This is a genomic window from Tautonia sociabilis, from assembly GCF_003977685.1.
Classification (GTDB): Bacteria; Planctomycetota; Planctomycetia; order Isosphaerales; family Isosphaeraceae; genus Tautonia; species Tautonia sociabilis.
The window spans coordinates 62,477-75,723 of the sequence record NZ_RYZH01000008.1; the positions used below are offsets into that span (position 1 = coordinate 62,477).

8 protein-coding genes are annotated in these 13,247 nt (G+C 73.2%); 2 read left to right on the forward strand and 6 right to left on the reverse strand.

Going from position 1 to position 13,247, the window contains the following annotated elements:
• Window positions 1-167: 167 nt before the first annotated feature.
• A complete protein-coding gene (locus TsocGM_RS05910; RefSeq protein WP_126724377.1) occupies window positions 168-1,256 on the forward strand; it encodes a DUF1559 domain-containing protein in 1,089 nt (362 codons plus the stop codon).
• A gap of 121 nt (window positions 1,257-1,377) precedes the next feature.
• Here TsocGM_RS05910 and TsocGM_RS05915 read toward each other — a convergent pair whose 3' ends face one another.
• The 4 genes from TsocGM_RS05915 to TsocGM_RS05930 all read right to left on the reverse strand — a co-directional run bounded on the left by TsocGM_RS05915 (window position 1,378) and on the right by TsocGM_RS05930 (window position 10,162).
• A complete protein-coding gene (locus TsocGM_RS05915) occupies window positions 1,378-1,827 on the reverse strand; it encodes a carboxypeptidase-like regulatory domain-containing protein (protein ID WP_126724378.1) in 450 nt (149 codons plus the stop codon).
• A 106-nt stretch (window positions 1,828-1,933) separates the two neighbouring features.
• Window positions 1,934-4,867, reverse strand: coding sequence for an FG-GAP-like repeat-containing protein (locus TsocGM_RS05920; protein ID WP_126724379.1), 2,934 nt, complete (start codon window positions 4,865-4,867; stop codon window positions 1,934-1,936).
• Window positions 4,868-5,061: 194 nt separating this feature from the next.
• A complete protein-coding gene (locus TsocGM_RS27535; protein WP_126724380.1) occupies window positions 5,062-9,570 on the reverse strand; it encodes an AsmA-like C-terminal region-containing protein in 4,509 nt (1,502 codons plus the stop codon).
• A gap of 226 nt (window positions 9,571-9,796) precedes the next feature.
• On the reverse strand, window positions 9,797-10,162 hold the full coding sequence (locus TsocGM_RS05930) for a DUF2237 family protein (protein ID WP_126724381.1): 366 nt from the start codon (window positions 10,160-10,162) through the stop codon (window positions 9,797-9,799).
• Between the two features lie 276 nt (window positions 10,163-10,438).
• Between TsocGM_RS05930 and TsocGM_RS05935 the strand changes: the two genes are divergently transcribed.
• Window positions 10,439-11,287 carry an SIR2 family NAD-dependent protein deacylase gene (locus TsocGM_RS05935; protein WP_126724382.1) on the forward strand — a complete coding sequence of 283 codons (849 nt, stop codon included), beginning with the start codon at window positions 10,439-10,441 and terminating at the stop codon, window positions 11,285-11,287.
• A 14-nt stretch (window positions 11,288-11,301) separates the two neighbouring features.
• Here TsocGM_RS05935 and TsocGM_RS05940 read toward each other — a convergent pair whose 3' ends face one another.
• Entirely contained in the window at window positions 11,302-11,634 is a 333-nt protein-coding gene (locus tag TsocGM_RS05940) for a hypothetical protein (protein ID WP_126724383.1), read from the reverse strand.
• Window positions 11,635-11,792: 158 nt separating this feature from the next.
• Entirely contained in the window at window positions 11,793-13,211 is a 1,419-nt protein-coding gene (gene tilS, locus TsocGM_RS05945) for a tRNA lysidine(34) synthetase TilS (protein WP_126724384.1), read from the reverse strand.
• Window positions 13,212-13,247: the final 36 nt, after the last annotated feature.

Below are 13,247 nucleotides of genomic sequence, written 5' to 3' on the forward strand. Positions count from 1 at the left end.
TGATGGTCCCGAACCAAGTCCCTTGCCAGTCGTGCGATCCCAGGGCCGACGCCGTTCGTGACGCCGGCTCCGTCGCGCGGTGGCCCGCTGCCCGCCGATCACGGCGCGGACAATCCGACAGCCAAGTCCACTCGTCCACCGTTCCTTCTTCCCCGGAGCCATCGCGCATGAGCATTCGCCACCGCAAGGTAGACGGCTTCACGCTAATCGAATTGCTGGTTGTCATTGCCATCATCGGTGTTCTGATCGCCCTGCTGCTGCCCGCGGTGCAATCGGCCCGGGAGGCCGCCCGGCGCGCCCAGTGTACCAACAACCTCAAGCAGATCGGCCTGGCCCTGCACAACTACGAGGGCGCCACCGGCTCGTTCCCCTGGGGAGACGGGCCCGACCAGTGGAACCAGTGGTCGTCGCTGGCGCTGATGACGCCGTACATGGAGCAGTACAGCATCTTCAGTGCCTTGAACTTCTCCTACGGCCTCCAGAACCCGGCCACCAACGCGAACACGACGGCCCAGCGGGCAACGCTCAGCTTCCTGCAATGCCCCTCGGACGAGGACCGGCTCACCGCCCCCGACGGCCACAACAACTACGCGGCCAACGCCGGTAACGCCCCAGCCGCCTTCTACGACTGGGACAACACCAACGCCTTCAACGGACTCTTCGGCTGGAACGGCCGGCCGCCGGACGGCCTCGCCCCGTTCACGACCCCCAGAAGGCCGCAGGAGGCCAAGACCAAGCCCGTCGTCAATCTGTCCGACATCCGAGACGGCACCAGCAACACCGCCGCCTTCAGCGAGCGCGTCAAGGGCATCGGCTGGTTCGCCAACCCCACCGTCCCCGACCTGACCCGCCCTTCGGCCACCCCGGTCCAGATCGCCAAGCCGGCCAACGCGAACGACCTGAACACCCCGCAAGCCTTCTACCAGGCCTGCCGGCAGGTGAGCCCGTACTCGCCGGATGCGGTCTTCAGCCCCAACTTCTACGCCTTCGGCTCATACTGGCACAACGGCGGCTTCGGCCACTCGCGTTACAACCACATCATGACGCCGAACCAGCACAGTTGCAATTACAACACCTCACGCTGGGGAGGAGACTCCGGAGGCGCCTACACCGCCTCCAGCCGGCACCCCGGCGGCGTGAACGTCTGCTTCGCCGACGGCTCGGTGAAGTTCATCAAGGAGTCCATCTCTCCCCAGGTCTGGTGGGCGCTCGGCAGCCGAGCCGGCGGCGAGGTCATTTCCTCCGACCAGTACTGAGCAAACGCCGACCACCAACCACCAACCCTCAACCGCCGCCCGTCGGCGTTGGGGCCCGACAACTCGGCGGCCGGCACCGATCCCCGGGCCAGCCGCCGAGCCGGCCGCCGTCGGGGGGGCCTCAGCCCCCCGACAGATCCTGTTCAAGCGGCAGGTCGAAATTCAGGGTATTCTCGCCGCGCTGGAGCTCGTGCATGGAGGCCCCGTTGATGATCTCAGGATACTTGCCGATCTCCCCTCCCGAAAAGCTGACTCGGTTCTGGCCGATCAGCGTCGAGATGGTGTAGGTGCCGTCGTCGTTGATCTGCGTCGACCGCGCCTGGGCGTCCCTGCGTTCCACGTTCGACGGGTCGAAGGTGATGGTGCTGCCGGCGGCCGGCTTGCCGTCGATCGTCACCCTCCCCGAAACCATCACCTCCTCCATCGCCGAGTCGACGTCCGGCCGGCCCCCGCCGCACCCGGCTCCTGCCGAGAGCAGGGCCGCCGCGGCCATCGCCCCGAGGCGTCTCCGGTTGATCGCCATGATCGCGTGCTCCTGACTTTTTAGAGTGAACATCCCATCAGACTTCATGAATTGGGATGTGTCTTCTAGTGTGTCAGAACCAGCGCGGCGATGCAACCGGCGCGCAGGCCAGGCGCCGGGGGGGAGGGGGGATCGGGGCTGGCCCGACGGTCGTTCAGCGTTCCGAGGCCGGTTCGACGGCCTCCCGGAACTCGACGATCCGATCGGCGGCGAGGCCCGCATGCCGCTCGACGGCTCCGGAGGGCCATCGGATCTCCAGTTCGTCCACTTGTTCGGCCGCTCCCAGGCCGAAGTGGAGCCGGGGGTCCGAGGCCGACAGGTAGCTCGTCCCGGCCGAGAGCACCCGGGTCATCGACCGCCCGCCGGCCCGACACGTCACCCGAGCCCCGACCGGCGTCGGCCCGCTCGACGAGCCGACCAGCCGCACGCCGAGCCAGTGGCCGGCGCCGGGGGAGACGTTGCGGAGCAGGCTCGCCGGTGCGTCCCGGTGGACGACGACCAGGTCGACCCGGCCGTCGTTGTCCAGGTCGCCACCGGCCGCCCCCCGACCGACGACCGGCCGACGGAAGTACGGGCCGACTTCCCCGGGGGAGGCCGTCTCGAACCGGCCCCTCCCGAGGCCCGAATACCAGCGCGGGGGCTGGGCCATCGGCTGGCCGATCCCAGGCTGGTCGTCCACATGCCCGTTGGCGACGAACAGGTCGAGCGCCCCGTCGTTCTCGCCGTCCAGCGCCACCGCCCCGAACCCGGTGACCGCCAGGCTCGGCCCTTCCAGGCCCGATCCGCTGGTCGCGTCGAAGAACAACCCGTTACCGAGGTTCCGCAGCAGCGTGTCCGGCTCGTTGCGGAAGTTCGTGTGGTAGAGGTCGATCCGGCCGTCGCCGTCCAGGTCGTCGGCGATCACTCCCATGCTGGCCGTCGCCCGGCCGTCGCCGTCGAAGGCGGCGCCGGCGGCCACGCCCTGCTCCTCGAACCGCAGACCGCCCCGGTTCAGGAACAGAAAGTCGGCCTCGGCGTCGTTGGCAATGAACAGGTCGAGCGTCCCGTCCTCGTCCGCGTCCACGATCGCCAGGCCCAGCCCCCGGCCCGGCCGGTCGAGCCCGGCCTCTCGGGAGACGTCGGTGAAGGTGCCGTCTCCGTTGTTGCGGAAGAGCAGGTCCTCCTGCGCCGGGAACCGGCCGGGGGGGCAGTGGATCGGCTCGCCGGAGGGGTCCGAGCACGGCGGGGCGGTCGCCGGGTCGGCCTCCACATAGGTTACGACCACAAGATCCAGGTCGCCGTCGCCGTCGAGGTCCGCGAAGCCGCTCGCCGTGCTCCAGCGATCGGAGGCCACCCCGGCCGACCCGGTGACGTCGGCGAACGTCCCATCCCCGTTGTTCCGGTAGAGCACCGTCGCGCCGAACCCGGTGACGAACAGGTCGTCGTCGCCGTCGCCGTCGTAGTCGCCGACGGCGCAGCCCATGCCGTAGCCCCGTCCCCCGACGCCGGCCCGATCGGTCACGTCCTCGAACGTGCCGTCCCCCCGGTTGCGGAACAGCCGGTTCGGGGCCGGCGGGTCGTCCGGGTCGACCGGCAGGGGGCAGCCGTTGACGAAATAGACGTCGAGCCAGCCGTCGCCGTCCGAGTCGATCAGGCCGACGCCGCCTCCCATCGTGTCGGCGATGAACAGGTCGCCGGCCTCCCCCGGGTCGTAGCGGAAGACCAGCCCCCGGGAGGCCGCCTCGTCCTCGAACCGGGCCCGGACCGGGCCCGAGGGCGATCGTTCCGCGACACCGGCCGTCGCGACGCCCCCCGACGGCGTCCCGGCCGCGTTCCGGAGCCTCGGGGGGGCGACCGGCTCGAACGCCGCCTCCGCCAGCCGGGCAATTCCCTGCTGGGAGGCGCGGTCGAGCGGGTCGAGCCGGGCGGCCTGCTCGAACCACCGACGCGCCAAGGCCGGCATCCCCGACTCCTCGCAGAGCCTCCCCAGAACCAGGCACTCCCCGGCGCCGTCCAGGCCCGAGAGGGCGCCGTTGATGGCGGCCTTGAGCCGATCGGTCCGGTCCCGGATCCCTTCGGCCCGCTCCAGGATCGGCCCGGCCTCATCGGCTCGGCCGGCCTCGGCCAGCGCCCGGCCGAGCCGGTAATGGGCCTGGAGGTGGCCCGGGTCGGCGGCCACGGCCTGCCGCCAGTGATCGATCGCCTCGTCCTCCCGGCCGAGGGCCCGGCTCGCCTGGCCGAGGAGCAGCCACCAGCGCGCCCGGTCGGCGGGGAGGGCGGGCATCGGGCCCAGCGCCTCCTCGACCCGATCCGCCCTCCCGGTCGCGGCGTAGCAGGCCGCCAGCGCCAGGCGGACGTCCGGGTCGTTCTCGATCGCGAGCCGGGCGAACTCCAGGTCGGCCACGGCCTCGGCCGGCGTTCCCAGCTCGAATCGGATCAGCCCGCGGGCCCGACGCAGCCAGGGGTCGTCCGGCGACCGCTCCAGGAACGGCCGGAGCCGGTCGAGGAGCTGTTCCCCCTCGCCGCCGAGGTCCCGGAACTGCTCGGCCTGCCGGCCCTCCAGCGCCAGGCCGGTCAGCGTGACGAGGTGCCTCGGGTCGCCGGTCAGCCGGTCCAGCTCCCGGAGCAGCCGGCACGCCTCCTCGGCCCTCCGCTGGACGAACATCAGCGAGAGCAGCCGCACCCTCGGCTCGATCGCCCCCGGCTCCCGGCCGATCGCCTCCCGGTAGGCCCGCTCCGCCTCGGCCCCGTCGTGCCGATTGGCCGCCAGCTCGCCGAGCAGGAACTGTGCCCGGGCCCACGCCGGGCTCGATTCCCCCACCCGGGCCAGCTCCTCCCGGGCCTCCTCCTCCCGGTCGAGGGCTCCGAGCACGGCCCCCCACTGGAGCCGAGCCCGGTCGTCGTCCGGATGCCGGACGAGCCACCGGGAGAGCCCCGCCTCGGCCTCCTCCCACCGGCGATCCTCCAGCGCCCGCTCGATCCTCCGCCACCGCTGCTCGTCCGACGGCGACGCCACCCAGGCCACCAGCCCGGCCAGCCCGGCCGCCGCCGCCAGCCCGATCCCCAGCCATCGGCCGCGACGGTCCCCGGTCTGACGGTCCCCTCCCATCGCCTCCCCCCGCCCGGCCGGGCTCTCGCCCCCTGGGCCTTCTCGGGGCCTCCCTCCCCGCCGAGATCGGCCGCCCCCCTCGCCCCGGCGACCCTTCCGGTCTAACCGGAGAGATGCATCTGTTCAAGTCGGCCGCTCAAGTCGGCGGCGGGCGATCGGGCCCGATGGGGAGGCAGCTGCCCCCCGGGCCGATCTCACCGCACCAGCGCCGGCCGCTCCTCGCGAGACAGGTTGAAGACCCCGCTGCCCAGCGACTGCAACACCCGACGGCCCCCGGGCAGGACCTCGGGGCGGAACAGCGGGAACGAGGCGGGGCCGGTGACGCGGATGTCGGCGATCTGGCCGCCGGCCTCGCGGAAGGCGTCGCTCAGCAGCGGGATGCGCAGGCCGTCTCGGCCGTAGACGAGGCGCAGTCGAAGGTCGAGCTGGCCGCGGAGGTCCATCGTGCCGCCTCCCCGGAGGCTGATGGCGTCGCCGGAGAGTCGGATCGGGTCGAGGTAGGCCAGGCCGTTCTCGATCCGGACGGACACCTCGGCGCTGTCGAACGCGGTGGCGTCCCCTGGCGCGGCGATGTCCAGCGTGTTGAGCACCTTGACGAACCGCAGGGCCACCGGCAGGTCCCCCAGGTCCCCCTCCCGGATTCTCAGGTCGCCGGAGCCGGTGATCGACCTCGGGTCGGGTCCGGCCCCCCGGAACGTGATCATCCCCGAGAGCAACCCCCGGAAGCTCTGCTTGCCGGGGAGCGAGGCGGTGAATCGGGCCAGCTCGGCGTCCTGCACGGCCAGCGTGGCGGCGTAGTCCGGCTCCTCGTCCAGGCCGATCCGCACCTGGCCGGTCAGCCGGCCCCCCAGCAGGTTCCCCTCGATCGCCGGCAGGGCCGCCGACTCGCCGTCGACCACCAGGGGAGAGCGCAGCCGGGTGATCTGCTGGCCGGCGATCGTCAGGCTGTCCAGGTCCACCAGCCCCTCCAGGGCCAGCCGTCGGCCGTCGAACCGGCCCGAGACGCCGGCGAGCCGGCCGTGGATCGCCTCCAGCACCACCCCGGCGCGGATGGTCTGGCCGTCGAGCACCACCAGGCCGTTCTCCCACTCCACGAACGCCGGGTCCCCGAGACGGCCCGACCAGCCCAGCCGCAGGTCTCCCCGCATCGAGGGGATCGCCGGGCTCTCGTCCAGCCGGCGGGCGAACTCGGCCATCACCGAGGGCATCAGCTTCCTCAGCTCGCTGTCGAGCCGGAATCGCGCCACGCGCAGATCGGTCACCGAGAGGCCGAAGCGGCCGTCCGGCTCCAACTCGACCAGGCCCGAGCGGAAGCGCACCGGCGAGCCCCGGAAGTGGAAGGCCACGCCGTCCATCGTCACCAGGCCGTCGTCGTAGACGAACGTTCCGTCGATCCCCTCCATCGCCGGCAACTCCAGCGGCGGCGGGGGAGGCCCGCCGGGATCGATCGGCGCGGGGGTGAATTTCAGTCGGATCGACGTGCCGGGATCGGGGCGGATCGCCATTCTCGTGTGGTTGACGTTGTCCACCACCCGGATCGACGAGTCGAGCGACGCCTTGCCTGTCGGGTTGAGCAGCCGCCAGGTCTCCTGCCACTCCGGCGGCAGGGCGCGGCGGAGCTGCTCGTCGAACGGCAGATCCTCGGCGCTGAGGGACAGCTCCGCGTCGAAGGCGTTCGGCCCCGACTGGCGCACCCAGCCCTCCGGGCACTCGATTCGAGCCAGGCCGTTGTAGCCGACCAGGTCGTGGAACTCCCAGCGCTCGGGGGTGATCACCAGCCTGCCCTTCACGTTGGTGATCGGGTACGGCAGCCCCTCCCAGGTGAAGGCGAAGCCGCCGGCCTCGGCCGGCTCCCCCAGGTCGAGCGTGGCGGTCAGCGCCACCGACTCCGGGGAGCCGGGGGCGTCCGGCGGCCGGCGCTCGAACCGGGCATGGGCGACCCGCACCGTCCCCTTCGGCTGGAATTGGCGGAGCACCTGGCGGACATCCGGCGCCAGTGCCCCGAGCAGCGTCTCGTCGATCGGCAGCGCGCCCATCTCGAAGTCGAGCGCGACGACGCAGTCCTCCCCCGGCTCGTCGATCGTCCCCCAGCACCGGGCGGGGCGGTTGCCGATGACCGTCGCCAGTCCCGGCGGCGGGATCGTGACCCGGTCCCCCTCCCAGACGACCTGGCCGGAGAGATGCTCCAGCGGGTACGGAAAGGCGGCGCAGGTGATCGATACATCCTGCAAGTCCAGCGTCAGCCCGATCCCCACCTCGCCCCGCGGCCGTCGCCGGGCGATTCTCGCATAGACGTGGGTCCTGCCCCCCGGCGACAGCTCCGTCCAGAGCCCCTCCACGTCTGGGGGGGTCTTGGCCCGAAGCCGGTCGTCCAGCTCCAGGTCGGTGACCTCGACCAGCAGATCCATCGGCCCGCTGACGGGATCCGTCGCGTCGACCGAGCCGGCGGCGCGCACCGTCGTCCGGCCGTTGATCCCCCGGGCGTGCTCCACCTCCAGGGCTCCGGCCCGCAACGTCGCCAGCAGCTCGACCTCGCTGAGCGGGAACGGCAGCTCCGGGCAGGACCAGGTGCCGGACCGCACGAGCAGGTCGACCTCGTGGTCGAGCAGCGGCCCCGCCGGGGCGCTGGGGTCGACCACCAGCCGGCGGACCCGGACGTCCAGCTCCCCGTCCGAGAGCGCCAGCTTCTGGTACGCCGGCCGCCACGGCTCGGGCATGCGCGCGGCGAGGGCGTCCCCCAGCTCCAGGCGGACCAGCTCGCCGCCGGAGAGGGTCACGCGGCCGGTCCGGGTATCGAACGTGCCGGCCAAGTCGAGCCGCTCGAAGCCGTCTCCCCGGGCGCTCCCCTCCAGCCGGTAGACCACCTCGGAGATCGGCTCCAGCTTCATCGCCACGTCCCGGAGCACCGCGACCACTCCCTCTGCCCGAGCGAACAGCAGCGTGCCGCTGCGGACCAGGATCGTCGGCAGCGCGTCCGGGGGGGGCAGCGGCCAGGGGTCGGCCAGCATTCCCTGCAGGTTCCAGCTCCCGTCGGGGCGGAGGCCCAGGCGCAGGGTCGGCTGCGCCACGACCACCTCCTTCGGCCGGAACTGCTTCCGCAACAGCGCCGCCACGTCGAACTGGAGCCGGACATAGCCCACCTCGACCGTCGGCCCCGACAGGCCCTCGATCCTCTGGTAGATCCGCACCTGCTCCAGCGCCGCCGAGCCGCCGATCGGCCGCAGCGTCACCCGCCCCACCTGCACCACCGAGCCAGGCAGCAGCCGCACCGCCTCGCGCTCGACCAGCCTCGCCAGCTCCGAGCCGTCCGTCGCGTGGCCGACCGCGTACCAGCCCCCTCCCACCAGCACCGACACCGGCAGAACGACCGCCCAGGCCACCATCTTCCTCGTGTCCCGGCCGAACCGCCCCCCCACCAGGCGCACCAGCCCCGCCGCCGCCAGCCCCAGCGCCGGCACCATCCCCGGCAGGCGATACCGGATCGAGCTGACGAACACCGCATGGAGGACGCAGAAGGAAACGAGCGTCCCCAGCAGCAGCACCAACGCCCTCGGGTCCCTCCTTCGGTCCCAGACGCCGACCGCCAGCAGCAGGAAGACCGGGATCGTCGCCAGGCCGCTGAGGATCTCCACCCCCGGGGCCGACAGCTCGTCGGCATTCGGCCACGGGCTCCAGAATCGCGCGACCTTGATCGCCGCCAGCCTCAGCGCCCGACCGGGGTGCTCCCTCGCGAACGCGACCGCCCTCCTCCTCAGCTCCCGGTCCTGCTCGACCTCCCCCAGCGCCGAAATTGCCGGGTCCTCCAGGAACGCCATGTCACTGGCGCCGGTGGCCTCCGGGCTCAACCCGTCGTACAGGCTGGCGCCGACCCAGAGCGCCGTCGGCACGAACCGGCCGATCACCCGCTCGTTCCGGATCCACCACGGCGCCATCGCCCCGGCTACGGCCACCGCCACCAGCGCCGCCAGGCCGATGGCCCTGCCGCTGCGCTCCGACAGCACCCACGCCAGCAGGATCACCGGCACGACCGCCGCCCAAGACGGCCGCACCAGAATCGCCCCGCCGATCGCCAGGCCCGAGAGCACCGCCACCACCGCCGAGGCAATCCCCCGAGGCCCGGCCGGGGGCGTCGGCTCGCCGTCGTCCCCCGGCCGCCTCCTCCAGAGCACCGCCAGGCCCCAGAGCGCCGCCAGCATCAGCGGCACGAACAGCGCCTCGGACAGCAGCAGGGCCGACAGCCCCACCGTATACGGCTCGACCGCCGCCAGCGCCGCCGCCACCGTGGCCACCGACCTCGCCCGGCGCCGATCCGCCTCGCCCCCCCCCCTCCAGAGGGAGACGACCAGCCCGTAGACCAGGCCCACCGACACCGCTCCCAGCCCCGCCTGCACCGCCCGGGCCCCCAGCGGCGCGTGCTCGCCGAAGATCGCCTGGCAGGCCGCGAGGAAGGCCGGATAGCCCGGCGTCCGCAGTGCGAAGTGCGGCTGGCCCCACTGCTCCACGACGTAGGGAGCGCCGGTGCGGATCGCCTCGCCGAGCGCCCAGTAGATCGTCGTGTCGCCGAAGACGCCCAGCAGCCCCTTCTGCTGCGTGTAGAGCTGCACGGCCGCCGCCGCCAGCAGGCGGAAGCCCAGGCCGACGAGGAGGATCAACGGCAGGGTCGCGTGCCGGGTCCAGCGCGATCGTCGCGTCGAGTCGGGCATGGCACACGTGGGCCACCCCGTCGTCGGGGGCGGCCGATCCGTTGCGGGGAGGAGCGTTTCGGGTCCGATCGCCCCGGTGCCGGCCGCAAGGGTGGCCGGGCATCCTAGCCCCACCCCCCTCCCCGGTCAACCGCAACAGAGCCGCCCCGGCCCCCCGTCGTCAGGCCGCTGCCCCTCCCCCCGAGATCGGGGAACGACCGGAGGGCGAGGAGGCCGACGACGACGCTCAGTCGACCCCCAGCGCGTGCGCCTTCAATTCCTCGATCGAGACGAATTCCAGCGTCGATATGTGAGTTGCCTCCAGCACCACCGGAGGGGCGACCCCGGCCTCCATCGCCTCCTTCCAGCGCTCGACGCACAGGCACCAGCGGTCCCCCGGCTTCAGGCCGGGGAAGCCGAACTGGGGCATCGGGGTGACCAGGTCGTTCCCCCGGCGTCGGGAGAAGTCGAGAAACTCCCGCGTGACCTCGGCGCAGACCAGGTGCAGGCCGATGTCGTCGGCGCCGGTGTGGCAGCACCCGTCCCGGAAGAACCCGGTCATCGGGTCGATGCCGCAAGCCTCCAGGTTACCGCCGAGCACGTTCTTGGCCATCGGCCGATCCCCCCGTCCGTCCCCGGGCCGCCCCGCTCCCGGGCCCCGTCGCACCCCGACGGGCCGGCTCCCCGCGGGAGACGCCCTCCCCTATGGTAGTCGCCGGCCAGGAGCCCCGGAAGCGGGCCGAGGGGGATCCTCCCTTCCGAGAGCGACAACCCACCCGCCCGGCTCGAGGCCAATCCCGGGCCGAGCCCGTCGCTCGGCATCGCCGAGGCCGCTATCCTCGACCGACTCGGAGCTGACCCCCGGCCCGGATCGCGGAGAACCCTCGCCATGGCCGACCGGATCGAAGACCTGATCGCCCGAGCCGCCGAGGCGGTGGCCGGGGCCGGGGCCCTGCTCGTCGGCGCCGGGGCCGGCATGGGGGTCGACTCCGGCCTGCCCGACTTCCGGGGCCGCGAAGGCTTCTGGCGCGCCTACCCGGCCGCCAGGAGGCTCGGACTGGACTTCGCCGAGCTGGCCAACCCCCGCTGGTTCCGCACCGACCCCGCCCTCGCCTGGGGCTTCTACGGCCACCGCCTGAACCTCTACCGGGAGACGGCGCCGCACTCCGGGTTCGCCGTTTTGCGGCGGTGGCTGGATCGCATCCCCGCCGGTGGATTCGTCTACACGTCGAACGTCGACGGCCAGTTCCAGCGGGCCGGCTTCCCGTCGTCCCGCATCCTGGAGTGCCACGGGGCCATCGCCCGGCTCCAGTGCCTGACCGGCTGCGGCGCCGGGCTGTTCGAGGCCGATCCCCGGCCCCTGGCGGTCGACCCCCAGACGCTGCGGGCCGCCCCCCCGCTGCCCTCCTGCCCCTCGTGCGGCGGCCTGGCCCGGCCGAACATCCTGATGTTCGGCGACCTCGGCTGGGATCCGTCGGAGACCGACGCCCAGCAGCGGCGGTTCGACGCCTGGCTCCGCCCGCTCGGCGGCGTCCCGCTGGTCGTCGTCGAGTGCGGAGCCGGCACCGCCATCCCCACCGTCCGCCGGATGTGCGCGCACGTCGCCCGGGCGTGCGGGGGAACGCTCATTCGCATCAACACCCGCGAGCCAGACGTGCCCCCCGGCCAGATCGGCCTGGCGATGGGGGCCCGGGAGGCCCTGGAGGCGATCGACCGCCGGCTCGGGCCGGGGGCCTGAGCCGGGCCGGCCGGTCACTTGCCGAGCTTGTACCACTTGCTGGCGTGGTCCCGACCGCTGTCGAGCTCCTCGACGACGGCCTTGAACGCCGACGAGAGATGCACGTCGCGCCGGAGTGCCTCCAGCTCCCCCGGCGCCAGCCGGGCCGACGACGGCCCCGTCCCCTGGTCCACCCGGCCTCCGCCGGAAGTGACCTCCATCCAGATCACCGTCTGCTCGTGGGCGGCGGCGTTCTTCTTGATCTTGCCCCCCTCCGAGCGGTTGCCGTTGAGCCGCAAGCGATTGGGCCCCTCATACGACACGGCGACGATGTATGTCGTCTTCTTCGCGAACCCGAACCATCCCACGGCGGATCGCCCCCGAATTGGATCGTCGACGTTCGACACGACACTCCACCAGCCCGGCCCGGCCCGGCCAGCCCGCATCGTACCGCTGGGAGCGATCCGCCGGCAACGAACCGGAGGCGAGCCGGGCGCGAACTTCGTCCTTCGCCGGTGGGCGATCGTCACGGCCCCGGCCCCTCGGGGTCGGCCAGCAGGGCGAGGATCCGGCGCGTCTGGTCGGTGCGGCGGACCCGGTCGGCGATGCGGTGCCCGACGACCCAGATCAGGCCCCGGCGGTCTCGAACGACGGGCACCAGCCCCCGGTCGGCCGGCGGGACGCGACGCCCCCGGAGGAAGTCGGCCACCGGCATCGACTTTCCCCCCATGCCCAGCGGCGCGAAGCGGTCCCCTGGCAGGGCCGGCCCGATCAGCAGATGCGGGCCCGAGCCGTCGTCGAACGGATCGACGGCGTCCCGGTCGATCCGCTCGTCGCTCGGCAGCTCGGGGGGCGGGTCGAGCGCCGAGGTGATCGTCAGGCCCCCCCAGCGCACCTTCCCCGGGATCGGCAGCGACGCCGGGGGCGGGGGAAGCGGCGCCGGCACCCCGGCGGCGGGCACCAGCCGGGCCTGATCGGCCGAGAGCACCAGGTCGATCCCCGCTCCGATCGCGTGCCGGCCGCGGTCGGACCGCACCAGGGCGGCGATCCGACGCCAGCGAGCCGACGACATCCCCCCTTCCGGCCAGCCCAGCCGACGCCAAGCCAGGCGGACCACCTCGGCCCTCGCGCCGGGGGGCAGGGCGGCCAGGCGGTCGCGGCGGAAGGCGATCGTGCCGGGCTCGGCGTCCTCCCGCACCCGCCGGGCCAGTTCGACGACCCGCTCGTCGGCCAGCGCGACCGTCTCCCGTTCCGACCGGGCCAGGCTCACCAGCGCCTCGGCGACCTTCGGGTTCAGCCCGGCCAGGACCGGGAGGATCTCGTGCCGGATGCGGGCCCGGGTCCGCGAGCGGTCGTCGTTGCTGGGGTCCTCTCGCCAGGGCTGGCCGAGGGCGTCGAGGAAGGCGCGGGCCTCCTCCCGCGAGGCGTCGAGCATCGGCCGGATCAGCTCCAGGCCCTCGGCCAGCCGGCGACGCCGAGGGATGCCGGCCAGTCCCCGGGGGCCGGTGCCCCGGACGATCCGGTGCAGGACCGTCTCGGCCTGGTCGTCCCGGGTGTGGCCGACGGCCACGGCGCCGGCCCCTCGCCGGCCGGCGACCGCGACGAGCCAACCGTATCGGGCACGCCGGGCGTCGGCCTCGAAGTGGCCGGGCCGCTCGGGATGCCAGCGGCCGAGGTCGATCGGCAGCCCGAGCGCCTCGGCCAGCTCGGCCACAAACCGCTCGTCGCGGTCGGCCTGCTCCCCCCGGACCCCGTGGTTCAGGTGGGCGACCGACAGCGCGATCCCCAGTCCCGGCGCGACGGCGTGCATCGCCCGAAGCAGGGCCACGCTGTCCCCTCCCCCCGAGACGGCGACGACGATCGAGGGGGCGCCCCCCCGACGCCGCCATCGGCGGAGGGACCGTCGGACGCGATCGGGGAGAATCGAGGCGGGCTCGGCCGTCATGATGGGCCCCTCGGTTCGGGAAGAGGGTGTCCGGGC

Coding starts and splice junctions, on each gene's coding strand:
- TsocGM_RS05910 (WP_126724377.1), top strand. CDS start 168: ATGAGCATTCGCCACCGCAAGGTAGACGGCTTCACGCTAATCGAATTG.
- TsocGM_RS05915 (WP_126724378.1), bottom strand. CDS start 1,827: ATGAAGTCTGATGGGATGTTCACTCTAAAAAGTCAGGAGCACGCGATC.
- TsocGM_RS05920 (WP_126724379.1), bottom strand. CDS start 4,867: ATGGGAGGGGACCGTCAGACCGGGGACCGTCGCGGCCGATGGCTGGGG.
- TsocGM_RS27535 (WP_126724380.1), bottom strand. CDS start 9,570: ATGCCCGACTCGACGCGACGATCGCGCTGGACCCGGCACGCGACCCTG.
- TsocGM_RS05930 (WP_126724381.1), bottom strand. CDS start 10,162: ATGGCCAAGAACGTGCTCGGCGGTAACCTGGAGGCTTGCGGCATCGAC.
- TsocGM_RS05935 (WP_126724382.1), top strand. CDS start 10,439: ATGGCCGACCGGATCGAAGACCTGATCGCCCGAGCCGCCGAGGCGGTG.
- tilS (WP_126724384.1), bottom strand. CDS start 13,211: ATGACGGCCGAGCCCGCCTCGATTCTCCCCGATCGCGTCCGACGGTCC.